This window comes from Pseudomonas sp. R37(2017) (assembly GCF_002113375.1).
In the GTDB taxonomy this organism is placed as follows: domain Bacteria; phylum Pseudomonadota; class Gammaproteobacteria; order Pseudomonadales; family Pseudomonadaceae; genus Aquipseudomonas.
The window spans coordinates 129,333-153,175 of record NZ_NEHO01000005.1 but is presented as its reverse complement, the minus strand read 5'-3'; the positions used below and the strand labels follow the sequence as shown (position 1 = coordinate 153,175).

At 61.1% G+C, this 23,843-nt stretch carries 23 protein-coding genes and 1 pseudogene; 3 read left to right on the top strand and 21 right to left on the bottom strand.

Going from position 1 to position 23,843, the window contains the following annotated elements; translation table 11 throughout:
* Position 1 precedes the first annotated feature (1 nt).
* Positions 2–184, bottom strand: a complete 183-nt coding sequence (rpmF, locus tag CAG47_RS10850) for a 50S ribosomal protein L32 (protein WP_003179396.1) — start codon at positions 182–184, stop codon at positions 2–4.
* Between the two features lie 13 nt (positions 185–197).
* Positions 198–725, bottom strand: coding sequence for a YceD family protein (locus CAG47_RS10845; protein WP_007942001.1), 528 nt, complete (start codon positions 723–725; stop codon positions 198–200).
* Between the two features lie 105 nt (positions 726–830).
* Between CAG47_RS10845 and CAG47_RS10840 the strand changes: the two genes are divergently transcribed.
* Complete coding sequence (locus CAG47_RS10840) at positions 831–1,409, top strand: nucleoside triphosphate pyrophosphatase (RefSeq protein ID WP_085724858.1); 579 nt, start codon at positions 831–833, stop codon at positions 1,407–1,409.
* A 55-nt stretch (positions 1,410–1,464) separates the two neighbouring features.
* On the opposite strand, the gene CAG47_RS10835 is transcribed toward CAG47_RS10840, so the two are convergent.
* From CAG47_RS10835 to rluC, 3 genes are read right to left on the bottom strand one after another with little or no spacing between them, the layout of a single operon-like run.
* Positions 1,465–2,454 (bottom strand): S49 family peptidase, encoded by a 990-nt coding sequence (locus CAG47_RS10835; RefSeq protein ID WP_085724857.1) that lies wholly within the window; start codon positions 2,452–2,454, stop codon positions 1,465–1,467.
* 24 nt (positions 2,455–2,478) lie between these two features.
* Positions 2,479–3,141, bottom strand: a complete 663-nt coding sequence (locus CAG47_RS10830) for an HAD-IA family hydrolase (protein WP_085724856.1) — start codon at positions 3,139–3,141, stop codon at positions 2,479–2,481.
* The gene (gene rluC / locus CAG47_RS10825) at positions 3,128–4,090 is read right to left on the bottom strand and encodes a 23S rRNA pseudouridine(955/2504/2580) synthase RluC (protein WP_085724855.1); all 963 of its coding nucleotides are present in this window, start codon (positions 4,088–4,090) and stop codon (positions 3,128–3,130) included. The genes CAG47_RS10830 and rluC overlap by 14 nt, the downstream gene beginning before the upstream one ends.
* 702 nt (positions 4,091–4,792) lie before the next feature.
* Here rluC and rne point away from each other — a divergent pair.
* Positions 4,793–8,008 (top strand): ribonuclease E, encoded by a 3,216-nt coding sequence (gene rne, locus CAG47_RS10815; RefSeq protein ID WP_085724854.1) that lies wholly within the window; start codon positions 4,793–4,795, stop codon positions 8,006–8,008.
* A gap of 196 nt (positions 8,009–8,204) precedes the next feature.
* Here rne and CAG47_RS10810 read toward each other — a convergent pair whose 3' ends face one another.
* The 12 genes and pseudogenes from CAG47_RS10810 to CAG47_RS10755 form a co-directional block, all read right to left on the bottom strand.
* A complete protein-coding gene (locus CAG47_RS10810; RefSeq protein WP_085724853.1) occupies positions 8,205–8,801 on the bottom strand; it encodes an NTP transferase domain-containing protein in 597 nt (198 codons plus the stop codon).
* Positions 8,798–9,780: pseudogene (locus tag CAG47_RS10805) on the bottom strand (XdhC family protein). The gene CAG47_RS10810 and the pseudogene CAG47_RS10805 overlap by 4 nt, the downstream one beginning before the upstream one ends.
* A complete protein-coding gene (locus CAG47_RS10800; RefSeq protein ID WP_085724852.1) occupies positions 9,780–12,110 on the bottom strand; it encodes a xanthine dehydrogenase family protein molybdopterin-binding subunit in 2,331 nt (776 codons plus the stop codon). The pseudogene CAG47_RS10805 and the gene CAG47_RS10800 overlap by 1 nt, the downstream one beginning before the upstream one ends.
* Positions 12,107–12,577 carry a (2Fe-2S)-binding protein gene (locus CAG47_RS10795; protein ID WP_085724851.1) on the bottom strand — a complete coding sequence of 157 codons (471 nt, stop codon included), beginning with the start codon at positions 12,575–12,577 and terminating at the stop codon, positions 12,107–12,109. Before CAG47_RS10795 ends, CAG47_RS10800 begins: the two co-directional genes overlap by 4 nt.
* A 449-nt stretch (positions 12,578–13,026) precedes the next feature.
* Entirely contained in the window at positions 13,027–14,046 is a 1,020-nt protein-coding gene (murB, locus tag CAG47_RS10790) for a UDP-N-acetylmuramate dehydrogenase (RefSeq protein WP_085724850.1), read from the bottom strand.
* Positions 14,043–14,507 (bottom strand): low molecular weight protein-tyrosine-phosphatase, encoded by a 465-nt coding sequence (locus CAG47_RS10785; RefSeq protein WP_085724849.1) that lies wholly within the window; start codon positions 14,505–14,507, stop codon positions 14,043–14,045. The genes murB and CAG47_RS10785 overlap by 4 nt, the downstream gene beginning before the upstream one ends.
* Positions 14,507–15,271, bottom strand: coding sequence for a 3-deoxy-manno-octulosonate cytidylyltransferase (kdsB, locus tag CAG47_RS10780; RefSeq protein WP_085724848.1), 765 nt, complete (start codon positions 15,269–15,271; stop codon positions 14,507–14,509). The genes CAG47_RS10785 and kdsB overlap by 1 nt, the downstream gene beginning before the upstream one ends.
* Positions 15,268–15,453, bottom strand: coding sequence for a Trm112 family protein (locus CAG47_RS10775; protein WP_003179363.1), 186 nt, complete (start codon positions 15,451–15,453; stop codon positions 15,268–15,270). The genes kdsB and CAG47_RS10775 overlap by 4 nt, the downstream gene beginning before the upstream one ends.
* Before the next feature lie 24 nt (positions 15,454–15,477).
* Positions 15,478–16,488 (bottom strand): tetraacyldisaccharide 4'-kinase, encoded by a 1,011-nt coding sequence (lpxK, locus tag CAG47_RS10770; protein WP_085724847.1) that lies wholly within the window; start codon positions 16,486–16,488, stop codon positions 15,478–15,480.
* Positions 16,488–16,916 carry a biopolymer transporter ExbD gene (locus CAG47_RS10765; RefSeq protein ID WP_085724846.1) on the bottom strand — a complete coding sequence of 143 codons (429 nt, stop codon included), beginning with the start codon at positions 16,914–16,916 and terminating at the stop codon, positions 16,488–16,490. The genes lpxK and CAG47_RS10765 overlap by 1 nt, the downstream gene beginning before the upstream one ends.
* Complete coding sequence (locus CAG47_RS10760) at positions 16,913–17,548, bottom strand: MotA/TolQ/ExbB proton channel family protein (RefSeq protein ID WP_085724845.1); 636 nt, start codon at positions 17,546–17,548, stop codon at positions 16,913–16,915. Before CAG47_RS10760 ends, CAG47_RS10765 begins: the two co-directional genes overlap by 4 nt.
* Positions 17,549–17,646: 98 nt before the next feature.
* A complete protein-coding gene (locus tag CAG47_RS10755; protein WP_085724844.1) occupies positions 17,647–19,881 on the bottom strand; it encodes a DNA internalization-related competence protein ComEC/Rec2 in 2,235 nt (744 codons plus the stop codon).
* A 135-nt stretch (positions 19,882–20,016) separates the two neighbouring features.
* On the opposite strand from CAG47_RS10755, the gene CAG47_RS10750 reads away from it, so the two are divergent.
* Positions 20,017–20,532, top strand: a complete 516-nt coding sequence (locus CAG47_RS10750) for a DUF2062 domain-containing protein (protein WP_085724843.1) — start codon at positions 20,017–20,019, stop codon at positions 20,530–20,532.
* Positions 20,533–20,664: 132 nt separating this feature from the next.
* Here the strand turns inward: CAG47_RS10750 and CAG47_RS10745 are convergent, their stop codons facing one another.
* The 4 genes from CAG47_RS10745 to CAG47_RS10730 all read right to left on the bottom strand — a co-directional run bounded on the left by CAG47_RS10745 (position 20,665) and on the right by CAG47_RS10730 (position 23,832).
* Positions 20,665–21,444 (bottom strand): ABC transporter permease, encoded by a 780-nt coding sequence (locus CAG47_RS10745; RefSeq protein ID WP_085724842.1) that lies wholly within the window; start codon positions 21,442–21,444, stop codon positions 20,665–20,667.
* Positions 21,441–22,373 (bottom strand): ABC transporter ATP-binding protein, encoded by a 933-nt coding sequence (locus CAG47_RS10740; RefSeq protein ID WP_085724841.1) that lies wholly within the window; start codon positions 22,371–22,373, stop codon positions 21,441–21,443. Before CAG47_RS10740 ends, CAG47_RS10745 begins: the two co-directional genes overlap by 4 nt.
* Before the next feature lie 132 nt (positions 22,374–22,505).
* The gene (locus CAG47_RS10735) at positions 22,506–23,129 is read right to left on the bottom strand and encodes a glutathione S-transferase family protein (RefSeq protein WP_085724840.1); all 624 of its coding nucleotides are present in this window, start codon (positions 23,127–23,129) and stop codon (positions 22,506–22,508) included.
* A 43-nt stretch (positions 23,130–23,172) separates the two neighbouring features.
* Positions 23,173–23,832, bottom strand: coding sequence for a transglutaminase family protein (locus CAG47_RS10730; protein WP_085724839.1), 660 nt, complete (start codon positions 23,830–23,832; stop codon positions 23,173–23,175).
* Positions 23,833–23,843 lie beyond the last annotated feature (11 nt).

Below are 23,843 nucleotides of genomic sequence, written 5' to 3'. Positions count from 1 at the left end.
ATTACTCGTCAGCGCCCTTGTCGATCACTTTACGACCACGGTATACGCCTTCTGGCGATACGTGGTGACGCAGGTGAACTTCACCAGTGGTTTTTTCTACAGACAGGGTGCTAGCCTCGAGAGCGTCGTGCGAACGGCGCATGTCACGGGCAGAGCGGGATTTTTTGTTCTGCTGAACAGCCATAATTGATTAACTCCTAAACGTTTGGGTCACGCTTTAACTGCGCCAATACACTGAACGGGTTGGACCGCGTTACCTCGTCCTCGCTCGGCTCGGGCTCATCTGCTCCCGCCGGCTGCTGGCATTCTTCCGGATGATGAGCAGGCACAATGGGCAAGGCGAGCAGAAGCTCCTCCTCGATCAGTGACTGCAGATCCAAAGGATCTTCGCCCAGTTCCAGCACGTCATAACCTTTCGGCAACGACTGGGTATTCGCACCCTCCTTCACCACAGCGTAACTGCATTCGCTATGGATCGGCAGGGTGACCAGCTCAAGACAACGCTGGCAAACCATTTTGACTTCAGTGTCGATAAAGCTGTGGATAACCACAGATTTACGTTCATCTCGTTCAAAAACGAATTTAGCCTGCACCGTACCGACATTGTCGGAAAGCGGGTCGCAGAGTCTCTCCAAATCGGCCAGCAGCATTTCACCTTGAAGGGTGGTGCCACGATCAGCCAATTTGCGCGGGTCAACGTGAGGTGGAATCGGGTCATTCAACATAGGCGCAGCATTATAGGGATGCACCCGCCCATGTCAAAGGAAATTCAGCCCTGTGCGTCACTTGGAAGCCTCGCTAGAATTCGCACCTGCCTTATGGAGACGCGCATGCTGCCTTTATTACTCGCTTCCGGCTCGGCCTATCGCCGGGAATTGCTCGCCCGCCTGCAGTTGCCTTTTACGTGCAGCTCGCCGGATATCGACGAAAGCCATCGTCCGGACGAGTCCGCCATCGAACTGGTCAAGCGCCTCGCCGAAGAGAAAGCCCGCGCCCTGGCCGACAACCATACCGCTCATCTGATAATCGGTTCCGATCAGGTCGCCGTGCTGGGAGAGCGGATTATCGGCAAACCCCACACCTTCGAAAAAGCCCGTGAACAACTGCTGGCCGCCAGTGGCGCCAGCGTGACATTCCTCACCGGCCTGGCCTTGCTCAACACCCGGAGCGGGCACTGCCAGGTCGACTGCGTGCCGTTCACCGTCCACATGCGCCCACTCGATGCCCCTCGCATCGAACGCTACCTGCATGCAGAGCAACCCTACGACTGCGCAGGCAGCTTCAAGGCCGAAGGCCTGGGGGTCAGCCTGTTTCGCAGCACCGAGGGGCCTGACGCCACCAGCCTGATCGGCTTGCCACTGATTCGCCTGATCGACATGTTGCTGGCCGAAGGCGTGCAAATACCCTGAACCGCAATACCAAAAAACCGGCCACTCGGGCCGGTTTTCCAGTATCACTTCAGAATCAGCGCAGTGACGGACCGTTAAAACCCATCCACATCGCCAAATGCTCGGCCACGCTGGCACCGAGCTTTTTCGAGAAGCGGTCGAATGGCGACTCCTGAACAGTAAAGTCCACGAGCTCTTTCTCACCAATCACATCACGAGCCACATAACTGGCACTGCCCAACCCATCGATCAACCCCAGCGACAGCGCCTGCTCGCCGGACCAGACCAGGCCGGAAAACAGCTCCGGATGCTCCTTGTCCTTCAGACGATCACCCCGCCCCTGCTTGACGCTATTGATGAACTGCTTGTGCGTGGTATCCAGCACACCCTGCCAGAAGGCGGTTTCCTCAGGCTTCTGCGGCTGGAACGGATCGAGGAACGACTTGTGCTCGCCAGACGTGTACGTACGGCGCTCGACCCCCAGCTTCTCCATGGTGCCGACAAACCCATAACCGGCCGCCGTCACACCAATGGAGCCGACCAGACTCGCCTTGTCGGCATAGATCTGATCCGCCGCACTGGCGATGTAGTAAGCACCGGAAGCCCCCAGATCGGAAATGACCGCATACAGCCTGGTATCCGGGTGCAGACCGCGCAGGCGACGGATCTCGTCATAGACGTAACCCGATTGCACCGGACTGCCTCCCGGGCTATTGATACGCAGGATGACACCCTTGACCTTTTCGTCCTCGAAAGCCGCGCGCAGACTGCCAACGATATTGTCCGCGCTGGCCGGTTCCTTGTCGGCAATCATGCCCGTCACATCGATCAGCGCCGTGTAATGGGCGCTGCGGGTAGCGGCTTTTTCCATATCCATCAGCGGCGAAAACAGGACAATGGCGCCGAACAGATAGACAAAAACCAGAAGCTTGAAGAATATTCCCCAGCGACGGGACCGCCGCTGTTCCTGCACGCTGGCCAGCAGCGTCTTTTCCAGCAGCTTCCAGCTTTTGTCGTCACCGCTCTCTGCGCTCGCCTTGGCGGGCGCCTTCCATTCGTCGGTCATGTCATCCACCCAAAAAACAACCGGTTAAGCCTGCTGACTCAGCCAGGCATGCAATTCTGAAAAGCGGTCGATAGCCAGTCGCGGCTCATACATTTTCAACGCATCGATCGATTGAGCACCATAGCTGACAGCCACCGAGCCCATGCCGGCGTTGCGCGCCATCTGCAAATCGAAGGACGAATCACCGACCATCAACGCCTGCTCCGGCCGGACCTCGCAATGAGCGAGAATCTGCTCGAGCATCAACGGATGAGGCTTGCTGGCGGTCTCGTCGGCAGCACGGGTGATATCGAAATAATCCTCCCAGCCATGGGATTTCAACACCCGATCCAGCCCGCGACGGGCCTTGCCGGTCGCCACAGCCAGATGATAGCCCTCGGCACGAAATGCCTCGAGCGACTCGACCACCCCCTCGAACAGCGGCGAGGGCACAGCCTCCGACGCAATGTAGTGTTCAGCATAGTGCTCGCGGAACGCAATCAACTCGGCGTCACCAATCTCCGGGTACAGAGTGCGGATCGCTTCCGGCAAGCCCAGACCGATGATGCCCTTGACGGCAAAATCGTCGCACTGCTCAAAACCGGACCGCCGCGAGGCAACATGCATCGCCTCGACAATCCGGCCTATGGAGTCGGCCAGCGTGCCGTCCCAATCGAAGATCAACAGCTTGTAATCAGATGGGCGCACTCAATCGCTCCACGGTTTTGGCCCACATTTCGTCCACCGGGGCCTGCAACTTCAACTCACTGCCATCGGGCAGCGGCACGGTCAGCATGTAGGCGTGCAGGAACAGGCGCTTGCCGCCCAGGTCGCGGATTTCCTTGCTGAAACCTTCGTCGCCATACTTGGTGTCGCCTGCGATGCAATGCCCTGCGTGCAAGGTATGGACGCGGATCTGGTGAGTCCGACCGGTAATCGGCTTGGCTTCTACCATGGTGGCAAAGTCGCCGAAGCGGCGCAGGACCTTGAACACGGTCACGGACTCCTTCCCCTCCTCCTCGTCGACCTCGACCATGCGCTCACCGGAGCGCAGATTGCTCTTGCCCAGAGACGCACGGACTTGCTTGATCGAGCTCGCCCAGTTACCGCGGACCAGCGCCATATAACGCTTGTCGACGCCATCACCGCGCAACGCGGTGTGCAAGTGGCGCAACATGCTGCGCTTCTTGGCAATCATCAACAGGCCGGACGTATCACGATCGAGGCGGTGAACCAGTTCGAGCTCTTTGCAATCGGGGCGCAACTGACGAAAGGCTTCGATCACGCCGAAGTTCAGGCCGCTACCGCCGTGAACGGCAATGCCGCAAGGCTTGTTGATCACGATCAGCGCCTTGTCTTCAAAGACAATCGAGGCTTCAAGCCGCTGCAGCAGGCCCTGTGCCAGCGGCACCGGTTCGTCGCGCTCAGGCACGCGTACCGGCGGCACGCGCACGATATCGCCCGCCTGCAACTTGTACTCAGGCTTGATCCGCCCCTTGTTCACGCGCACTTCGCCCTTGCGCAAAATGCGGTAAATCAAGGTCTTGGGCACGCCTTTGAGTCGGGCGAGAAGGAAATTATCAATACGTTGGCCGGCATATTCCGGCGAGACCTCAAGCATTTGCACGCCTGGAGTCGGGGGGGTAGTCGTCGTCATGCCGCGGATGATAACAATTTTTTATGGAATTGAAGCACTTAATCATTGCTGCTATAGTCGCGAACGCCGCCAAAAGCGGCCTGGACAGCGGACCAACGGTCAAAAACCGACCCTGACCAACGCAATTCACCAGGACGCGAGGCCGTCCTACGGGGCTTTCGCTACGTAACGGTGGAGTTTGCAGGTGTAACGAGCGCAGGTGACATGAGGCCTGAATCACGCCACAAAGCAGAGTGCTCCACTCGTTTTGCGAGCCATATTCACGGCCAGTTCACAAAGTGCAGTCAGCTGCGAATGACCCCGAGCGAAAGCATCGGAAACAACGCCTAAATTAGCCATGATGCGTGACCTCCCCTTTCGGAGCTCACGGTAAATGCCAACCCGCTGCGGATTCTGCGCGCGGCAGCACCCGAATTATCAGGGATACGTGTAGGGTGGAGATGCACAACCGCCGGACTGTGTAGCAACAGGCTTTCTCAAGACGCTTCATCTCGTCCACAGCCGCTGGTTGATTCCTCCTCCTGACTGAGTGCTTAAGTAGCCACAGCAAGCAGGACGCGTACGTCGCGATGAAGGCCCACATTGGCCGGACTTCGCTGGACACGGGAAATGGCCAGCCACTCCCGACGCACCTGACACCGACCGTGAGAAGTCGTGTGTGCCGAACGCCGTTTCCGGCAGCCCGGAAACCGACGGTACTACATGAAAAGAATGCTGATTAACGCAACTCAACCCGAAGAGTTGCGTGTTGCACTGGTAGATGGCCAGCGCCTCTACGACCTGGACATCGAGTCCGGTGCACGCGAGCAGAAGAAGGCCAACATTTATAAAGGCCGGATTACTCGCATCGAACCAAGCCTTGAGGCAGCCTTTGTCGATTTCGGCTCCGAGCGCCATGGCTTCCTGCCCCTGAAGGAAATCTCCCGCGAATACTTCAAGAAAGCCCCCGAAGGTCGCGTCAACATCAAGGAAGTCCTGAGCGAAGGCCAGGAAGTCATCGTTCAGGTGGAAAAAGAAGAACGTGGCAACAAGGGCGCCGCCCTGACCACCTTCATCAGCCTGGCCGGTCGTTATCTGGTACTGATGCCCAACAACCCGCGTGCCGGCGGTATCTCCCGTCGCATCGAAGGCGAAGAGCGCAACGAACTGCGTGAAGCCCTGAACGGCCTGGTTGCCCCGGCCGACATGGGTCTGATCGTGCGCACCGCCGGCCTTGGCCGCAGCAGCGAAGAAATGCAGTGGGACCTCGACTACCTGCTGCAACTGTGGACCGCCATCAAGGAAGCTTCGCTGGACCGCGCCGCGCCGTTCCTGATCTACCAGGAAAGCAACGTGATCATCCGCGCGATCCGCGACTACCTGCGCCAGGACATCGGTGAAGTGCTGATCGACAGCGTCGAAGCCCAGGACGAAGCCCTGACCTTCATCCGCCAGGTGATGCCGCAGTACGCCAGCAAGATCAAGCTGTACGAAGACAGCGTTCCGCTGTTCAACCGCTTCCAGATCGAAAGCCAGATCGAAACCGCGTTCCAGCGTGTGGTCGAACTGCCTTCCGGCGGTTCCATCGTGATCGATCCGACCGAAGCCCTGGTGTCCATCGACATCAACTCGGCACGCGCCACCAAAGGCAGCGACATCGAAGAAACCGCGCTGCAAACCAACCTTGAAGCCGCCGAAGAAATCGCCCGTCAGTTGCGCCTGCGCGACATCGGCGGCCTGATCGTCATCGACTTCATCGACATGACCCCGGCCAAGAACCAGCGCGCCGTGGAAGAGAAAGTCCGCGAATGCCTGGAAGCCGACCGCGCTCGCGTGCAAGTCGGTCGCATCTCGCGCTTCGGCCTGCTGGAAATGTCCCGTCAGCGCCTGCGTCCTTCCCTGGGCGAAAGCAGCGGCATCGTCTGCCCGCGTTGCAACGGCACCGGCATCATCCGTGACGTTGAATCGCTGTCCCTGGCGATCCTGCGCCTGATCGAAGAAGAAGCCCTGAAAGACCGCACCGCCGAAGTTCGCGCACAGGTGCCGATCCCGGTGGCTGCGTTCCTGCTCAACGAAAAGCGCAATTCGATCACCAAGATCGAACTGCGCACCCGCGCCCGCATCGTCATCCTGCCGAACGATCACCTCGAGACACCGCACTTCGAAGTGCAGCGCCTGCGTGACGACAGCCCGGAAGCGGCCACCAACCAGTCCAGCTACGAAATCGCCGCTGCCGCTGCCGAAGTGGAAGACCTCCAGCCAGCCGCTGCGACCCGCACCCTGGTTCGCCAGGAAGCGGCGGTCAAGACGGCGCCGGCCCGCGCCAACGCTCCGGTTCCGACCGAAGTTGCCGCGCCAGCCCCGGCTCCGGCTGCCGTACCGGAGCCAAGCCTGTTCAAAGGCCTGGTGAAGTCGCTGGTGAGCCTGTTCGCCACCAAGGAAGAGCCTGTTGCGCCGGTTGTGGTTGAAAAACCAGTCGCCGAGCGCCCGGCCCGCAACGAAGAGCGCCGCAACGGTCGTCAGCAAAGCCGCAACCGTAACGGTCGTCGCGATGAAGAGCGCAAGCCACGGGAAGAGCGTGCACCGCGTGAAGAACGCGCACCACGTGAACCGCGTGAAGAGCGTCAGCCTCGCGAAGTCCGGGAGCCACGCGAATCCCGTGAAGAAACTCCGGCAGTAGCCCGCGAAGAACGCGCACCACGCGCGCCTCGTGAAGAACGTGCACCGCGCGCTCCGCGTGAAGATCGCAAGCCACGTGGCGAGCGCGAAGAACGCGTTCGCGAACTGCGCGAGCCTCTGGATGCCGCTCCGGCCGCCGCGGCTACCGCTGAAGAGCGTCCAGCTCGTCCGCCACGTGAAGAACGCGCTCCACGCCCACCGCGTGAAGAACGTCAGCCACGCGCCGAGCAGGCTGCCGCAGCCGCGACTGAAGAAGAACCGACCTCCACCGAAGAGCAACTGCCGGAAGACGGTCAGGAAAGCGCCGAAGGCGATCGCCCGCGCCGCCGCTCCCGTGGCCAGCGTCGTCGCAGCAACCGTCGCGAGCGTCAGCGTGACGCCAACGGCAACGTGATCGAAGGTTCGGAAGAGTCCGAGTCCGGCGCAAACGCCGAAGCGCCAAGCGCTGCCGATCTGGCCGCCGGCCTGGCTGTCACCGCAGCCGTTGCCGGCAGCGTGATCAGCGCTCCGGCTGAAGCGCAAGCCAACGTGCAAGCCGAACGCGCCACTGCCGCGACCCTGGAAACCGCTCCAGTCGAAGCACCAGCCGTGGAAGCGACCACACCGATCGAAATCACTGCAGCGCCGGAAATCGAAGTAGCACCAGCGCCAGTCGCACAGCCCGCCGTTGAAGCGGCCGCGGAACCAGCTCCAGTGGTTGAGGCGCCTGCGGTGGTTGCAGAAGCGGTTGTTGAAGCCGTGACTGAAACCGTGCGTGAGGTCCGCGAGGAGCAAACCGCTTTCAACTGGGTGGCCGAGCCAGCTGTCGCTGAAGCAGCTGCACCTGCCGCTGAAGCCATGGTTTCCGAGCCGGTGGTCGCCGCTGCGGAACCGGCTCCAGCGCCGGTGGTTGAAGCGCCAGTCGTTGAAGCCCCGGTCGTTGCCGAAGCGCCTGCTCCAGTCGTCGAGGCCGCTCCTGTCAGCGCCCTGACGCCAAGTGGCCGTGCACCTAACGACCCACGCGAAGTGCGTCGTCGCAAGCGTGAAGCCGAGCGTCTGCAGAAGGAAGCCGAACTGGCTGCCGCTGCCACGCCTGCTGAAGCGGTTGTCGCTGCCGAACCTGCACAGGTTGCCGCTGAAGTGGTTGAGGCAGCTCCTGCCCCAGCCGCTGAAGTGGCTGCCGAGCCGGTTGAGTCGGTGATCCACGAAGCGCCGCGCTCCGTTCAGGAAGCGGTAGAGCAAGCCCAGGAAAAAGAACACGAGCCTAAACCTCTCGTCTGATTCCGACGGCTGACAAAAAGCCCCGCCTGGTGATCCAGGCGGGGCTTTTTCATGCCTCAAGGCTTCACGCCCTGTAGGAGCGAGCATGCTCGCGATGGTGGACGCTACACCGCGGGGCATCAGGTTCCCCGCGTTTTCGTTGACCTCCATCGCGAGCATGCTCGCTCCTACAGGGATTCCAGGCGGATCTGAGGAACTAGGCTGGTTTGAAGACCAACGCCTGCGGCACATCCACATCCCACAACACACCGGGATCATCCACGGGCACTTCCACCACCCGCCCCTGGGCAAACAGTGGCTTGGCGCCACGATCCCCCGATAGCGCCATCAACCCCGCCGCGAAGCCCCTTCCAAACCCGACCGGATGCCCGTACTCACCACCCTGCACGGGCACGCTGATCACGTCCTTTCCAATACCGGCCAACACTTGCTCGATACTGGACGGCAGGATGAACGGCATATCACCCAGCACCATCAGCCAGCCATCGAGCTGCTTGCAGGCAGCGACTCCAGCGGCAATGCTGTCGCCCATTCCCGTTGACTCGATCAGCACTGCCTCGCAACCATAGGCCTGAGCCATGCGAACAACCTGCGGGCGATCAGGGGTCGTCACCACTACGCGCTTGCCCGCTACGACCGGCAGATTCACCAGCGTGTGCTCAATGACGGACCGAACCGCACCATCACGTCCGATACAATCAGCGAGCAATTTATCCTTGTCTGTGCCCGCCACTTGACGAAACCGGCTGCCCTGCCCCGCCGCCAGGACAATGACGCCGATGGATCCGCTCATACCTTCTCCTGCAAGTTTCTTTTCTGTTTCAGTTCGACGCCGTTTTTGACCGCCACGATTTCCGCCATGAGCGACAAGGCAATTTCCGCAGGATTATGACTGCCGATGTGCAAACCGATGGGACCATGCAAGCGCTCAATCGCCGGTTGCGACAACCCCAGTTGAGCCAGGTTTTCCCGGCGCTTGCGGCTGTTGACCCGCGACCCCAGCGCCCCACGTAAAAAGCCCTGGAGTCGAGGGCGGTGAGCAGCGCCATGTCGTCCAGGCGCGGATCATGGGTCAGGGCGACAATGGCCGTGCGTTCATCCGTCTGGATATTCAACACAGCCTCGTCCGGCATGCCCGAAACGAATCGTCCGTGCTGCTCCTCCCAGCCGTAGACGAATTCGCTGCGCGGATCGCAAATCAGCACCTCGAAGTCCAGCAATCGGGCCATTTCCGCCACATAACGTGACAGCTGCCCCGCACCAATCAGCAGCAAGCGCCAGCGTGGGCCATAGATCGCACGCAAGGTCTGGCCGTCAAACGTCAACACATCAGCGTTGCCGGCCGGTTGCAAAAGCACTTCACCGGTGACCAGGTTCAGTTTACGGGCAACGATTTCATGGGACTCGCAACGGGCGAGCAATTGCTCGACCCAATCCCCATCGTCGATACGCTCCTCGGTCAAGCGCAAGGTGCCGCCGCAGGGCAAGCCGAAACGTGCGGCCTCCTCGCGAGTCACGCCGTAAGTGATCAATTGCACCGGTGGCCCATCAAGCGCAAGGCGACCGTCGCGAAGCCGGGCGATCAAGTCATCCTCGACACACCCGCCCGAGACCGAACCAATCACCATGCCGTCTTCACGCAACGCCAGCATGGCGCCGGGTGCCCGGGGCGCGGTGCCCCAGGTTTCGACTACGCTGTACAACACCACTCGCTGACCGGCGCGATGCCATTGCAGCACACTGCGCAGGACGTTCAGATCGGCGCTGTCCATCAGGCTCCGGCCTTCTGCCAGCCCGATAGCTGATAACGAACCGGCAGGTTGCGGATGCGCTTGCCGGTCGCGGCAAAGATCGCATTGCACAGGGCCGGCGCAATCGGTGGCACGCCCGGCTCCCCCACGCCACCCAATGGCACGTCGCCCGGCGGTGTCACCAGATGCACAGCCACCTCTCTTGGCGCCAGGGACATGCGCGCCACTTCGTACATGTGGAAGTTGTCCTGCTGGACCTTGCCGTCCTTGAAGCTGATTTCCCCCAGCACCGCATTACCCAGGCCCATGACGCAGGCACCTTCGAACTGTGCACGAATCCGCTCGGGATTGATCTGCGGTCCGCAATCGACGGCGATGTCGGCCTTGTGCACCACCAGCGTGCCATCGTCTTTGACTTCCACCTCGATCACCGCCGCCACATAGGTCACGAAGCTGTAATGCACCGCCAGGCCCAGGCCGCGCCCCTTGGGCAACTCACGCCCCCAACCCGCGGCTTTGGCGGCGGTCTCCAGTACCGTGCGCAAGCGCGCAGTGTCGATCGGATAACGCTCGGGGGATTCGCCGTAGTTCCACTCGTCACTCAAGGTACGCGGATCGATCTGGCGATCCGGGCCGAGCAATCGGATCTGGTACTTCAGCGGATCCTCCCCGGCCTTGTGCGCCAGTTCATCGATAAAGCTCTGGATCGCGAAGCCGTGGGGAATGTTCGACACCGAGCGATACCACCCGACCCGGGTATGCACCGTTGCCTCGGGGTTTTCCAGGCGAATGTTGGGGATCGCATAGGCCATGTTGGTGAACCCCATGCCCAGTTCGAACGCTGCCTCATGGTTCATGCCCGGCGCAAACAACGCGGTAATGCTCGGCGCCACCGTACGGTGCAACCAGCCGGATGGCAGGCCATCCTTGCTCAGGCTGGCCTTGAGGTATTCGGCCGACACGGTATGGAAGTAGGAACAGTGGATGTCGTCCTCGCGGGTCCATTGCACCCGCACCGCCTTGCCGGGGAACTCCTTGGCGAGGATCGCCGCTTCGATGATGAAGTCAGGCTTGGACTTGCGCCCGAACCCACCGCCCAGCAGGGTCACGTTGAAGGTGACCTTGTCGATCGGCAGGCCCAGGCGTTCACCGATCCGTTCCCGGGTGACTTGCGGCGCCTGGCTTGGCCCCCAGGCTTCGCACGCACCGTCCTTGAATCGCGCAATGGCGACCATCGGTTCCATCGGTGACTGTGACAAATGTGGCAAGTAGTAGGAGGCTTCCAGTGTGCTGGCGGCGCTGGCCATCGCTTCGTCGATATTGCCGGTATTGCGCACCACTTTGCCGGGCTTGAGCGAGGCCGCTTCCAGCTCCTTGCGATAGGCGATCGAGTCGTAGCTGGCGTTGGGGCCGTCGTCCCACTCGATTTTCAGCGCCTCGCGGCCCTTGATCGCCGCCCAGGTATTGCTCGCCACCACGGCGATACCGCCGAGCGGTTGAAACTCCGAAGGCAAGGGCCGGCTTTCGATCTGCACCACCTTGACCACGCCAGGGACTTTCATCGCCGCGCTGCCATCGAAGCTTTTGACCTTGCCGCCATACACCACGGGCCGAGCAATGGTCGCGTACAGCATGCCGTCGAAATGCACGTCGGCGCCGTACACCGCACGACCGTTGACGATGTCTTCACCATCGATGGCCCTGCTGCCCTCCTTGCCGATGTAGCGAAACTCCGAAGGCTGCTTGAGCCGCAGGCTGTCGCGCGCCGGTACGGCCAAAGCGCTGGCAGCGGCGGCGAGCGCAGCATAATCCAGTTCGCGGCCGGACGGTTTATGAATGACTTTATGCAGTTGCGCATGGCATTCGCCGACCGACACTTTCCATTGGTCAGCGGCGGCTTGCTCCAGCATGGCTCGCGCAGCGGCCCCGCACCGGCGCATCGGTTCGTACCAATGGCGCATGCTGCGCGAGCCGTCGGTGTCCTGGTTGCCGAAGCGTGCTTCGTCGCCCGGGGCCTGTTGTACCTTGACCCGCGCCCAGTCGGCTTCCAGCTCATCGGCCACCACCATGGTCAGGCTGGTGCGCACGCCCTGGCCCATCTCCGAGCGGTTACAGATCACGGTCACCGTGCCGTCGGCGGCGATGCTCACATAGACCTTCGGATCGTCGACCCAGCCGTGGGGCATGCCGTCAGCGCCAAACTTTTTCTCTTTGTCCTCGGCAAAGGCGTCTTGCCAGCCCCAGCTCGCCGCCAGCACCAACGCACTGGTAGCACCAACCCCTTTGAGGAAGCCTCGACGACTGAGATGACTCAGGTTGCTCAGGGCGAAATCATTCGGTAACCGGCTCATGCCTTGGCCTCCTTCAGGTGAGTGGAGGCCTGGCGGATCGCAGTCTTGATGCGGTTGTAGGTGCCGCAGCGGCAAATGTTACCGACCATCGCCTCTTCGATCTGCTCATCGCTCGGGTTCGGATGGGACTTGAGCAGCGCCGTCGCCGACATGATTTGCCCGCCCTGACAGAAACCGCATTGAGCGACCGCCGTGTCGAGCCAGGCTTGCTGCACGACTTTGCCGATCGGATCGGCATGCAGGTTGTCGATGGTGCTGACATTCTGCCCGACGACTGAACCGATGGGCGTGATGCAACTGCGTGCCGGAGCCCCTTCGATATGAATGGTGCAGGCCCCGCACAGGCCCATGCCGCAGCCGAATTTGGTGCCGTTGTAACCGGCCACGTCGCGGATCGCCCACAGCAGCGGCATGTCCTCGGTGACGTCGAGTTGATGGTCTTGACCATTGAGCTTCAGGGTAATCATGGGCACGCCCGAATATTTCTTGAGTTATGGGGTCGAGCAATCTGCCGCTGGATCTCGGTGGGTCCCACGCAGATCGACTCAGGCTAATGGGCTCTCTTATGCAGACGCAAGCGTCTGCACCGGGCCTTTGGTGGAGCAAGAGTGTGCATCGTTAGCTGACTGAGTTAACCGAGCATTAACAAAAAAGCCCTGCTGAGACAGGGCTTTTTAGCTGCAAGCCATAAGCTGCAAGCTTCAAGTAGAAGCAAAACAGCTGAAAGCCTGAATTCAAGGATTGTAGCTTGCCGCTTGCCGCTTGCCGCTTGCCGCTTGCCGCTTGAAGCTTGAAGCTTGAAGCTTGAAGCTTGAAGCTTGAAGCTTGAAGCTTGAAGCTTGAAGCTTGAAGCTTGAAGCTTGAAGCTTGAAGCTTGAAGCTTGAAGCTTGAAGCTTGAAGCTTGAAGCTGCTCCTCTAATACCTGTTCGGCTCCATTTCCAGCTCGACGTGGAAACGTTCGAAAATGTCTTTCTGGATGCGCTGCGCCAGATCGAGCAATTGCAATCCGCTTGCGCTCCCGTAATTGACCAGCACCAGCGCCTGCAATTTATGCACGCCAGCGTCGGCCTCACGGAAACCCTTCCACCCTGCCCGCTCGATCAACCAGCCGGCAGCCAGCTTCATCTGCCCGTCGGGTTGCGCATAGGCCACCAGGTCCGGGTATTCGCCCTTGAGCCGTTCAGCCAGTGCCGCTGACACCAGGGGGTTCTTGAAAAAACTGCCGGCATTTCCCAGCACCGCGGGGTCTGGCAGTTTTTCGTTGCGGATGCTGCAAATGGCCTGGCTGACATCGCTGGCGGTCGGATGCTCGATGCCTTGTTCGGTCAGGCGCTGGCGCACCGGACCGTATTCCAGATGCAAATGCGCGGAGCGATCGAGGACGAAGCGCACACGCAGGATCAACCAGCGTCCCGGTTCCTGCTTGAACAGACTGTCGCGGTAAGCGAAGTTGCACGCTTGCAGGGTGAAGTCGCGCAGTTCGCCACTCTGGCGATCGAGGGCGGTGAGGCCGGCGAATACATCCTTGATCTCAACCCCATAGGCACCGATGTTCTGCATCGGTGCCGCACCGACGGTGCCGGGAATCAGGCTGAGGTTTTCCAGACCGGACAATCCCAGCGCCAGCGTGTGTTGCACGAACGGGTGCCAGGGCTCGCCCGCCTCCGCTTCGATCACCACTTTGTTGCCGTCATCGCTCAACACGCGAATCCCGCGCGTGGCCATGCGCAGCACCAGCGCATCGATATCTGCCGTCAGCAGCAGGTTGCTGCCTCCGCCGATCACCAGCACAGGGACCTTGTGCTGCAGCCCATAGGCCAGCGCTTCTCGCACATCGGCGTCGCTATGGGCCTCGGCAAACAGCCGGGCCTGGACATCCACGCCAAAGCTGTTGAACGGCTTGAGCGAAACCTGCGATCGAACCTGCAAACTCATAACCGCCCCTTCAATTCGATCACCAGCAAATCACTGGCGTGCTCGATCAGGTCCAGCACCTGCTCGAAGCCTTGTTCGCCGTCGTAGTACGGATCCGGCACTTCATCGACCGGCGAATGGTAGCGATGCAGGAACAGGTCGAGTTCGGCCTTGCCCTTGGCCGGCTGCAAGGCCTTGAGGTTGCGCAGGTTGCTGTTGTCCATCGCCAGGATCAGGTCATAGGTGGCGAAATCGGCACGGCTGACTTGTTGCGCGCGCTGGGCGGACAAGTCATAACCGCGCAGCTTCGCCGCGGCCTGACTGCGCTTGTCCGGCGCCTTGCCGACATGCCAGTCACCGGTGCCGGCGGAGGCGACTTCGACCTGGTCGGCCAGCCCCGCCTCACGCAACTTGTGTCGCAGTACGCCTTCGGCCGTGGGAGAGCGGCAGATGTTGCCCAGGCAGACAAACAGAACCCGCATCACGCCTCCAGCAGGCGACGAACGCGCTCAAGGTCTTCAGCGGTATCGACACCGGCTGGCGGCGCGATCAGTGCGTCGGCGACGTGAATCCGCACGCCGTGCCACAGGGCACGCAGCTGTTCCAGGCACTCGGTGTTTTCCAGCCAGCAGGGACCCCAGCTGACGAAATCCTGCAGGAAACCGGCGCGGTAGGCATAGATGCCGATATGACGGCGATACGGCACGCCTTCGGGCAACTGCTCGGGGTTCACGGCGAATGCATCCCGCGCCCAGGGCAAGGTGGCGCGACTGAACGTCAGCGCCAGGCCATTGAGGTCACTGACGACCTTGACCACGTTGGGATTGAACAGGGTGTCCGCGTCTTCGATCGGCTCGGCCAGGGTGGCCATGCGTGCTTCGGTATGGGCGGCCAGGTTGGCGGCGACCTGATCGATCACGCTCGGCGGGATCAGCGGCTCGTCGCCCTGGACATTGACCACTATGGCATCGGGCGCCAGGCCCAGCTGCATCGCGACTTCGGCCAGGCGATCGGTGCCGGAGTTGTGATCTTCACGGGTCAGCACCACTTCGGCACCAAAGCCTTTGCAAGCCTCGACGATGCGCGCATCGTCGGTGGCCACGACCACCCGCTCGGCGCTGCTTTTGCTTGCCTGTTCCCAGACGTGCTGGATCATCGGCTTGCCGGCGATCAGCAGCAGTGGCTTGCCCGGCAGACGGGTGGAGGCATAGCGCGATGGAATGACAACGGTAAAGGCTGTGGTCATTTATCCAGGCGCTCGTCGGTGGTCAGGGTGCGCGCTTCGGATTCGAGCATCACCGGGATGCCGTCGCGAATCGGGTAGGCCAGGCCTGCACCCTTGCTGATCAGCTCGGTCTTGTCTGCGCTGAGCTTGAGCGGGCCTTTGCAGACCGGGCAAGCGAGGATATCGAGCAATTTGGTGTCCATGAGCATTCCCTGGAAAAAACGGAGTTAAGGCAACAAACGAGCCGGCAGCAGGCGCATCAGCTGTGTGTCGAACCAGGCCACGAAGGCCGTCGACGGCACGGCATCGACCGCCAGGTACCACCAGTCGGCGGCGGCAAAGGCACGGCATTTCACCGCGTCCTTTTCCGTCATTACCAACGGCAATGACGGTGTGAAATTCAAAGCCTCCACGCTGTATTCGGCGTGGTCGGCAAACGCATGAGGAACCGGTTGCCAGTGTAGCGTTTCGAGGGTCTTGAAGAAACGTTGCGGGTTGCCGATGCCGGCCACCGCGTGCACAGACTGGCCTGCGTCAAAGTAGTCGAGGGGACGTCGTTCGCCGCTGCGCAGGTTGACCAGCGCGGTGGGTTGCAATTGAAAGGCAAATCCATCATCGCGGTCGTCTACGGCACCGTTGTAGAGCACCGCATCGACGCTTTGCAGGCGCTCGACCGGTTCACGCAATGGCCCGGCCGGCAGGCAACGGCGGTTGCCCAGGCCTCGGGCGGCGTCAATCAGCACCAGCTCCAGGTCACGGGCCAGGCGGTAGTGCTGCATGCCGTCGTCGGACAGGATCAGGTCCAGCGGCTCACTGGCCAGCAGGGCTTTGACGGCGTTGCTGCGATTGGGGTCGATCATCAACGGCACGCCCGTGCGCTGGACGAGCAGCAACGGCTCATCGCCGGCAACGTCGGCGCTTTGCTCGGCCTCGACCCGCCACGGCAAATGCGGCGGTTTGGCGCCGTAGCCGCGACTGACCACGCCGACCCGCAGACCGCTGCGCTTGCAGTGCTCGATCATCCATAGAATCAGCGGCGTCTTGCCGGTGCCGCCCACGGTGATGTTGCCGACCACGATCAGCGGCACCGGCGGCTGATAGATCTCGCCCTCACCCGCCAGAAAGCGCTTGCGCTTGTTCATGACCACTCGCCGGTACAACCATTCCAGTGGCTGTAACAGCTTCAGGGCTGGATGACCGTCATACCACGCGGCGAGCAATCGATCGGACATGGTCATCAGGGCGCGGGAGGCGCCGCCTCGACAGTGGTCATGCGCAAGTGACTGAAACCTAGTTTGCCGGCCGCATCCATGGCAGTCACCACGGACTGATGCTGGGTCTTGCCGTCCGCGCTGATGGACAACGGCCGGTTGGTGTCGCCGTTGGCTTCTTTTTGCAGCGCATCCATCAACGAGGCCAGGTCACTCTTCGCCAGGATCTGGTTGTTCACCGAGAACACGCCGTCGGCGCTGATGGTGATGTCCAGAGGCTTGCCTTGATCGTCGGCGGGCGTGCCGCTGACCGCTTCCGGCAGATCGACGCGCAGCTGGGTTTCACGGGTGAAGGTGGTGGTCACGACGAAAAACAGCAGCAGGATGAACACCACATCGATCAACGACGCGAGGTTGATGTCCACTGTTTCCCGTGGCTTGCGACGGAATTTCACGCTTTGCTCCCGGACAGGTCCACATCGCGGTCGCCCTGCACCACCTCGACCAGTTTGATCGCTTCCTGCTCCATGCCCACCACCAGTTCATCGATCCGGCGTAGCAGGAAGCGATGGAAGAACACCGCGGGGATACCCACCATCAGGCCTGCAGCCGTGGTGATCAGAGCCTTGGAAATACCACCGGCCAGTACCGAGGCGTTGGTGGTCATGCCCGAGCCTGTGAATGCGCTGAAAATGTCGATCATGCCCAGCACCGTACCCAGCAGGCCCAGCAATGGCGCCATGGCGGCGATGGTGCCCAGGGTGCTGATGTAGCGCTCGAGCTCATGGATGACCCGCTGGGCGGCCTCTTCGATGCACTCCTTCATGATCTCGCGACCATGCTTGGAGTTGGCCAGGCCGGCCGCCAGGATCTCGCCCAAAGGCGAGTCGGCGCGCAGTTCCTTGAGTTTGTCCTTATTGAGCTGTTTGTCCTTGATCCAGACCCAGACCTGCCCGAGCAAGTGCTCCGGGGTCACGCGGCTGGCGCGCAGCGTCCAGATACGCTCGGCGACGATGGCCATGGCCACGATGGAACTCAGAATGATCGGCAGCATCATCCAGCCGCCGGATTTGACCAATTCCCACACAGTGACAGTCCCCTCGAAAAAGTGCGCCACTCTAACATAGGGGGTGCAAGCACCGAAGACCGTGATGTCGCATCCGGTCGGCGTTCAACAACGCCCGCTTATTGCTCCAGTGGCGGCGGATCGCGCCAGAAACGCCGCTCCTGGCGCATTGACCACGGCGACTCGAAGCGCCCCAGTTGCAGACGAATGGCACCCTGTTCGACGCTGTCGTAGATCGCCATTCCACGTTTTTGATAACGCGCGATGACCGTTGGATGCGGGTGGCCAAACGAATTGCCCTGGCCGCGGGAGATCAGCGCGCCTTTGGGTTGCAGGACATCCAGCAGGGCGTTGGACGAAGAAGTGCGACTGCCGTGGTGCGGCGCCTGCAGCCAATCGGTGGGCAAGGCCAACGGACTGTCCAGCAAGGCTTTCTCGGCGGCGGCATCGATGTCGCCGCTCAACAGCAACCGTTCGCCATTGGCCTCGATCAGCAAGACACAGGAGTTCTGGTTGCTGTCTTCGGCCAACGGCCAGTGCCAAAGCTGGAAATCGACGTCATCCCAGGTCCATTGTCGACCGCTTTCACACCGCTCGGCCCTTAACGCCACAGGCAAGTCCGACGGCTCACCACTGACCACCCGGTTCACCGGCAAACCCTTGGCAACCGCCCTGGCACCACCGGCGTGATCGGCATGGGCATGGCTGATCAGCATCAGGTCGAGGCCCTTCACCCCCAGTTTGCGCAACGCCGGCAGCACCACCCGCTCCCCTTGGTCGAGTTCACCGAAACGTGGTCCGGCGTCATACAGCATCGCGTGATGACGGGTACGCACGACGATCGCCAGGCCCTGACCGACATCCAGCTGCCAGACTTCAGCCATGCCTTCCTGCACCATCGGCCGTGGCGCGAAAACCAGCATCAACAGCATGGGCCACCCCAGCGGGCGCATCGGTACGCCTCGCGGCAGCAATAGCAGAACAGCGCCAATGGCACCGATTACCCAGGCCCATAGCGGAACGGCCGTGGGCACCCACGCGGGAACCTCAGCGGAGACGAGTCCCAGTCCCCTGAACCACCCATCAATCAAGCCCCCCGCCAGCCACAGCAATTTCTCCCCCACATAGGGCACCGGCAGCAACAGCGTCCCGAGCAATGCCGGTGGCAGCACCACCAGACTGATCCAGGGCACTGCGAACAGATTGGCCAGCGGCCCGCTGAGACTGATTGGCAACCCCAGTGCCAGTAACAACGGGCACAACCCGATTGCAATCAGCCACTGGGCACGGGTCCAGGTTTGCCACCAACGCCACGGCCCCAAGCGACCGCCAAAGGTCAATATCAAGACGGCCACGGCAGCGAACGACAGCCAGAAACCAGGCTGAAGACTCGCCAGGGGCTCCAGCAGCAAAATGCCATTGAGTGCCAACAACAGTGGCCACCACATGCCGAGATGACGAAACCGTAGACGCCACAACAACACCAGACCAATCATCAGGCAGGCCCGTCGCACCGGCACCCCGAACCCGGCCAGCATCCCGTAACCGAGCGCAGCGGCGAATGCCAGGCCACATGCCCAATGCAACCATGGCAAACGCTTCGGCCATAACCCGATACGGGCCAGGCCGGCGATCAGCAGATAGACAACGCCCGCCAGCAATCCGATGTGCTGCCCGGAAATCACCAACAGATGCACCGTGCCGGTGTCCTGCAATACCTGCCAATCTTCACGACTCAACCCGGCGCCGTCCCCGAGTACCAATGCCGTCAATGCGCCGTTTCGCCCTTGGGCATCCACCGTAAACAAACGCTGGCGGATTCCATCGCGCCAGGCCCACTGGGCAGGCGCAAGGCGTTCGCCCTGCTTGACCGTCCCGGTTGCCCCGATGCGTTGTGCCAGCAACCAGGCCTGGTAATCGAACGCCTGCGGATTGAGCAGCCCGACCGGGCGCTTCAGCTTGACTGCCAGGTGCCAGCGTTCGCCACTGTTCACAGGCGGCCCGCCGTACCAGGCCAGGCGCATTTGCCGCGGCAGCCGGGTACGCCGGGACTGGATGTCGGTCAATTCGAAACGCACCGCACCGTCGTCATGCCGGGGCAAGCCAGTGACCCGCCCCTCGATCCAGCGGGTTTCCCCATCCAGCGTCGGCGGCAAGCGGTCATCCAGCGCCCACTGCGCATTCGCGCAAGCCCAACTCAATCCGAACAAGTAAAACGCCACCGGAAAAGTCCTGAACGGCAGCAACATCAGACCCACCACCGGCATCGCCAGCCACAACCAGACCGGCGGTAATGCCGGTAAAAAACGCAAGGTCAGCAGACCCAGCGCCAACGCCATCATCCCTGTGCGCATAAGTCCGTCCTAGAGGGTTCCCTCCAAGGCTTAGTCCGCTCGTCCCGTGGGCGCTGTTATCAATTGTCACAAAGTCTGAATGGGCAGTTCATGGAATCCAGACATACTTGCCGCCCTGACCGACCGAGAAGCCTTATGCCCCGGCGCTTATTCAAACGTTACATGCCAGACCCGATGAGCATCAGGGAACACAAGTCCTTACGCTTTCTCGGCACGCTGCTGCATGACCCGAACCTGTGGCACCTCAACCGCCACTCCGTTGCCCGTGCCATGGCGGTAGGTCTGTTTGCCGCGTTCCTGCCTATTCCAATGCAGATGCTGTTGGCGGCAGTCCTGGCCATTATCGTGCGCGGCAATATGCCGATCGCCGTGAGCCTGGTCTGGCTGACCAATCCGATCACCATGCCTGCGGTGTTCTTTTGCACCTACCAGACCGGCGCCTGGCTGATGGACGTCCCCGCCCGGACGCTGCCGGACTCGCTGACCTGGGAATGGGTCATGGGTGAAATCTCGACCTTGTGGCAACCGTTTCTGTTGGGCTCGGTCGTGACGGGACTGGCGCTCGGTGCCCTGGCCTATTTCCTGGTGATGACCTATTGGCGCTGGTGGGTGGCCAGGCAATGGAAGCGGCGCAAGCAGAGTCGGATGTGAGAATGCAAAACGGCCTCCACCTGGGAGGCCGTTTTTTTGTGGTGTCTGAACCAAAGCTATCGCGAGCGTGCTCGCTCCTACAGGGATCTGCTTTGCGACTAGATCATCGCGATACAAACGACTCGGTCGTCTTCAAGTACGCATCCCGCGCCCACTCACCAACAACCGCGCACAGCCAAAGTAGAGCACCACAGTCGCCACCAGCATGAACGTAATCGCAATACTGATGCGGATATCCGACACCCCGAGGATGCCGTAGCGGAATGCGTTGACCATGTGCAGCACCGGGTTGGCCAGGGACACGGTCTGCCAGAACGGCGGCAGCAGCGAGATCGAATAGAACACCCCGCCCAGGTAGGTCAGTGGCGTCAGCACGAAAGTCGGGATGATCGAAATGTCATCGAAGTTGCGTGCAAACACGGCGTTGATGAAACCCAGCAGCGAAAAGATCGTCGCGGTCAGTACCACTACCAGTAGGGTCACGCCCAGGTGATGCACCTGCAAATGGGTGAAGAACAGCGACAGCAAGGTCACGATGATCCCCACCATCAGCCCGCGCAGCACGCCGCCCAGGGCGTAGCCGATCAGGATGGTGTGCGGCGACAACGGCGAGACCATCAATTCCTCAATGGAGCGCTGGAACTTGCTGCCGAAGAAACTCGACACCACGTTGCCGTAGGAGTTGGTGATCACCGACATCATGATCAGCCCCGGCACGATGTACTCCATGTAAGTGAAGCCACCCATGTCGCCGATTTGCCGACCGATCAGGTTACCGAAGATCACGAAGTACAGGACCATGGTGATGGCCGGCGGCAGCAAGGTCTGCGGCCAGATCCGGGTGAAACGCCGGACTTCACGGTAAACGATGGTGTTGAGGGCAACGAGGTTGGGGCGCAGCTCGGAACTCATACCGCCACCTTCGACAGATTTTTCTCCACCAGGGACACGAACAACTCCTCGAGGCGATTGGTTTTGTTACGCAGGCTCAGCACTTCGATGTTCTGCTGCGCCAACTGGGTGAACAGCGCGGTGATCCCCATGGACTTGTCCACCTGGACCTCCAGGGTGTGGCTGTCGATCAATCTGGACGGGTAGCCGAGCAATTGCGGCGCGGCTGGCAGGTCGCCCTTGAGGTCCAGCAAAAAGGTTTCGACATGCAGCTGGCTGAGCAACTGCCGCATGCTGGTGTTCTCGACGATGGTGCCGTGATCGATGATGCCGATGTTGCGGCACAACTGCTCAGCCTCTTCCAGGTAGTGGGTGGTGAGGATGATGGTGATGCCTTTCTGGTTCAGCTCGGTGAGGAAACTCCACATCGAGCGACGCAGTTCGATGTCCACCCCGGCCGTCGGTTCGTCGAGGATCAGCAGGCGCGGTTGATGGACCAGCGCGCGGGCGATCATCAGGCGCCGCTTCATGCCGCCGGACAGCGAACGCGACGGCACGTCCTTCTTGTCCCACAGGCCGAGCTGGGTCAGGTACTGCTCGGCGCGCTCCTTGGCGATTTTCGCCGGGATGCCGTAGTAGCCGGCCTGGGTCACGACGATGTCGAAGGTCTTTTCGAACTGGTTGAAGTTGAATTCCTGAGGCACCACGCCGATGGAGCGTTTGAGCTGCGCAGGATTGCTGTCCAGGTCGTGACCGAAGATATTCACCGTGCCGCTGGTCTTGTTCACCAGGGTCGAGAGAATGCCGATGGTCGTGGATTTGCCGGCGCCGTTGGGGCCGAGCAAGGCGAAAAAGTCACCTTCGGCGACATCCAGATCGATACCGCTCAGGGCCTGGAAACCGTTGCCGTAGGTTTTGGTTAGCTGCCGGATGGACAGAGCGGAACTCATATCTGATTTACGCACCAAGAAGGGAAGAAAGGGGTAAGTATGGGCGACGGCGAACAAAACAACCGCAGCGAACTGGCACAATGGTGCTTGTCGCCGCCGCACAAGTACAGTCAAGCGTGTCGATAGTGAGTATTAAGTCAACGCGGTCATGACCGCCTTTTGATACGCCGGACGCTGTTTCAACCGTGCATACCAGGCCTGCAGGTTCGGTAGTGGCTCACGCTCGATCGGCATCTCGAACCAGGCATAAATGAAACTGCCCAGGGGAATATCGCCCATGCCGATCTCGTCTCCGGACAGGTAGGGCTTGTTCGCCAACGCCTGATCGGCCATCGCCAGCAGCGTGTGGCATTCCTTGATCGCCGCGTTGATGGCGGCCCAGTCCTGCTGGTCTGCCGGGGTGCGCAGCACGCCCCAGAACACGGTGCGAAACGGTCCGGCAAAACTCGAGGTGGCCCAGTCCATCCACTTGTCGGCGGTGGCACGGGCTTGCAGATCCGCCGGATACCAGGCCGTATCGGCGGCATGACGGGCCATCAGGTAACGCACGATGGCGTTGGATTCCCACAATACGAAGCCATCGTCTTCGATCACCGGGACCCGACCGTTGGGGTTCATCGCGCGGTATTCGGGCGTATCGACGACACCAAAGGCGCCACCGGCATCGATGGCCTCATAGGCCAGCCCCAATTCTTCGGCGGCCCACAAAGGTTTTCTGACATTCGACGAGTTTTTCCGACCCCAGATCTTCAGCATGACCGCCTCTTTTTCGATAAGTGGGCAGGCAGCATACGCCGGATCAGGCGCGACTCAAATCGCTCTGCATGTCACCCAGCAGCGGTTGCTGTTGCTCACCGAAAAGATGTGGGTAGCATTTTTCCAGGTGTTCAAAAAAGAACGCCTCAGGTACGTCGGCGAACTGGCCGTGATCGACGAGGTACTCCATCAGCTTCGCGCCATCGCGGTTGAAGGGATGAAAAACACTGTCGTTTTTCCCGTCGAACTCCAGCGGCGCCACATTGAACAGGTCGCAGAGTTTGCGGTTGAACGCAGGTGTCGCCTTGACCCAGCGATCCTGCAAATAGAGCTCGGTGTAGCCATGCATGGCGAACATGTCGCTCTTGAGCAATTCAAGCAGCCGTGGCGTCGACAAATGATTGCGCACATCCGCCAGGCCGATTCGCGCGGGAATCCCGCAATGCCGCGCTGCGCCTGCCAGCAACGTGGCCTTGGGCACGCAGTAACTCTCCCCGCTCGCCAGCGCATGACTGCCGCGCAGGGTCTGCGGATCGCGGCTGAATGTGTACGGGTTGTAGCGTACCGCTTCACGCACGGCGTAATAGAGACTGATCGCCTGCTCGAGCGGATCGCGACTGGCGCCACGGTGTTTTTCGGCGAACTCCACCACGGACGGATGGTCACTATCGATGAAGCGGCCCGGACTCAGATACTCGTGCATGAGAACAATCT

What these genes read in the sequence shown, in the direction of transcription:
- rpmF (WP_003179396.1), bottom strand. Translation starts at nt 184, where the DNA reads ATGGCTGTTCAGCAGAACAAAAAATCCCGCTCTGCCCGTGACATGCGC.
- CAG47_RS10845 (WP_007942001.1), bottom strand. Translation starts at nt 725, where the DNA reads ATGTTGAATGACCCGATTCCACCTCACGTTGACCCGCGCAAATTGGCT.
- CAG47_RS10840 (WP_085724858.1), top strand. Translation starts at nt 831, where the DNA reads ATGCTGCCTTTATTACTCGCTTCCGGCTCGGCCTATCGCCGGGAATTG.
- CAG47_RS10835 (WP_085724857.1), bottom strand. Translation starts at nt 2,454, where the DNA reads ATGACCGACGAATGGAAGGCGCCCGCCAAGGCGAGCGCAGAGAGCGGT.
- rluC (WP_085724855.1), bottom strand. Translation starts at nt 4,090, where the DNA reads ATGACGACGACTACCCCCCCGACTCCAGGCGTGCAAATGCTTGAGGTC.
- rne (WP_085724854.1), top strand. Translation starts at nt 4,793, where the DNA reads ATGAAAAGAATGCTGATTAACGCAACTCAACCCGAAGAGTTGCGTGTT.
- CAG47_RS10810 (WP_085724853.1), bottom strand. Translation starts at nt 8,801, where the DNA reads ATGAGCGGATCCATCGGCGTCATTGTCCTGGCGGCGGGGCAGGGCAGC.
- CAG47_RS10800 (WP_085724852.1), bottom strand. Translation starts at nt 12,110, where the DNA reads ATGAGCCGGTTACCGAATGATTTCGCCCTGAGCAACCTGAGTCATCTC.
- CAG47_RS10795 (WP_085724851.1), bottom strand. Translation starts at nt 12,577, where the DNA reads ATGATTACCCTGAAGCTCAATGGTCAAGACCATCAACTCGACGTCACC.
- murB (WP_085724850.1), bottom strand. Translation starts at nt 14,046, where the DNA reads ATGAGTTTGCAGGTTCGATCGCAGGTTTCGCTCAAGCCGTTCAACAGC.
- CAG47_RS10785 (WP_085724849.1), bottom strand. Translation starts at nt 14,507, where the DNA reads ATGCGGGTTCTGTTTGTCTGCCTGGGCAACATCTGCCGCTCTCCCACG.
- kdsB (WP_085724848.1), bottom strand. Translation starts at nt 15,271, where the DNA reads ATGACCACAGCCTTTACCGTTGTCATTCCATCGCGCTATGCCTCCACC.
- CAG47_RS10775 (WP_003179363.1), bottom strand. Translation starts at nt 15,453, where the DNA reads ATGGACACCAAATTGCTCGATATCCTCGCTTGCCCGGTCTGCAAAGGC.
- lpxK (WP_085724847.1), bottom strand. Translation starts at nt 16,488, where the DNA reads ATGACCATGTCCGATCGATTGCTCGCCGCGTGGTATGACGGTCATCCA.
- CAG47_RS10755 (WP_085724844.1), bottom strand. Translation starts at nt 19,881, where the DNA reads ATGCGCACAGGGATGATGGCGTTGGCGCTGGGTCTGCTGACCTTGCGT.
- CAG47_RS10750 (WP_085724843.1), top strand. Translation starts at nt 20,017, where the DNA reads ATGCCCCGGCGCTTATTCAAACGTTACATGCCAGACCCGATGAGCATC.
- CAG47_RS10745 (WP_085724842.1), bottom strand. Translation starts at nt 21,444, where the DNA reads ATGAGTTCCGAGCTGCGCCCCAACCTCGTTGCCCTCAACACCATCGTT.
- CAG47_RS10740 (WP_085724841.1), bottom strand. Translation starts at nt 22,373, where the DNA reads ATGAGTTCCGCTCTGTCCATCCGGCAGCTAACCAAAACCTACGGCAAC.
- CAG47_RS10735 (WP_085724840.1), bottom strand. Translation starts at nt 23,129, where the DNA reads ATGCTGAAGATCTGGGGTCGGAAAAACTCGTCGAATGTCAGAAAACCT.
- CAG47_RS10730 (WP_085724839.1), bottom strand. Translation starts at nt 23,832, where the DNA reads ATGCACGAGTATCTGAGTCCGGGCCGCTTCATCGATAGTGACCATCCG.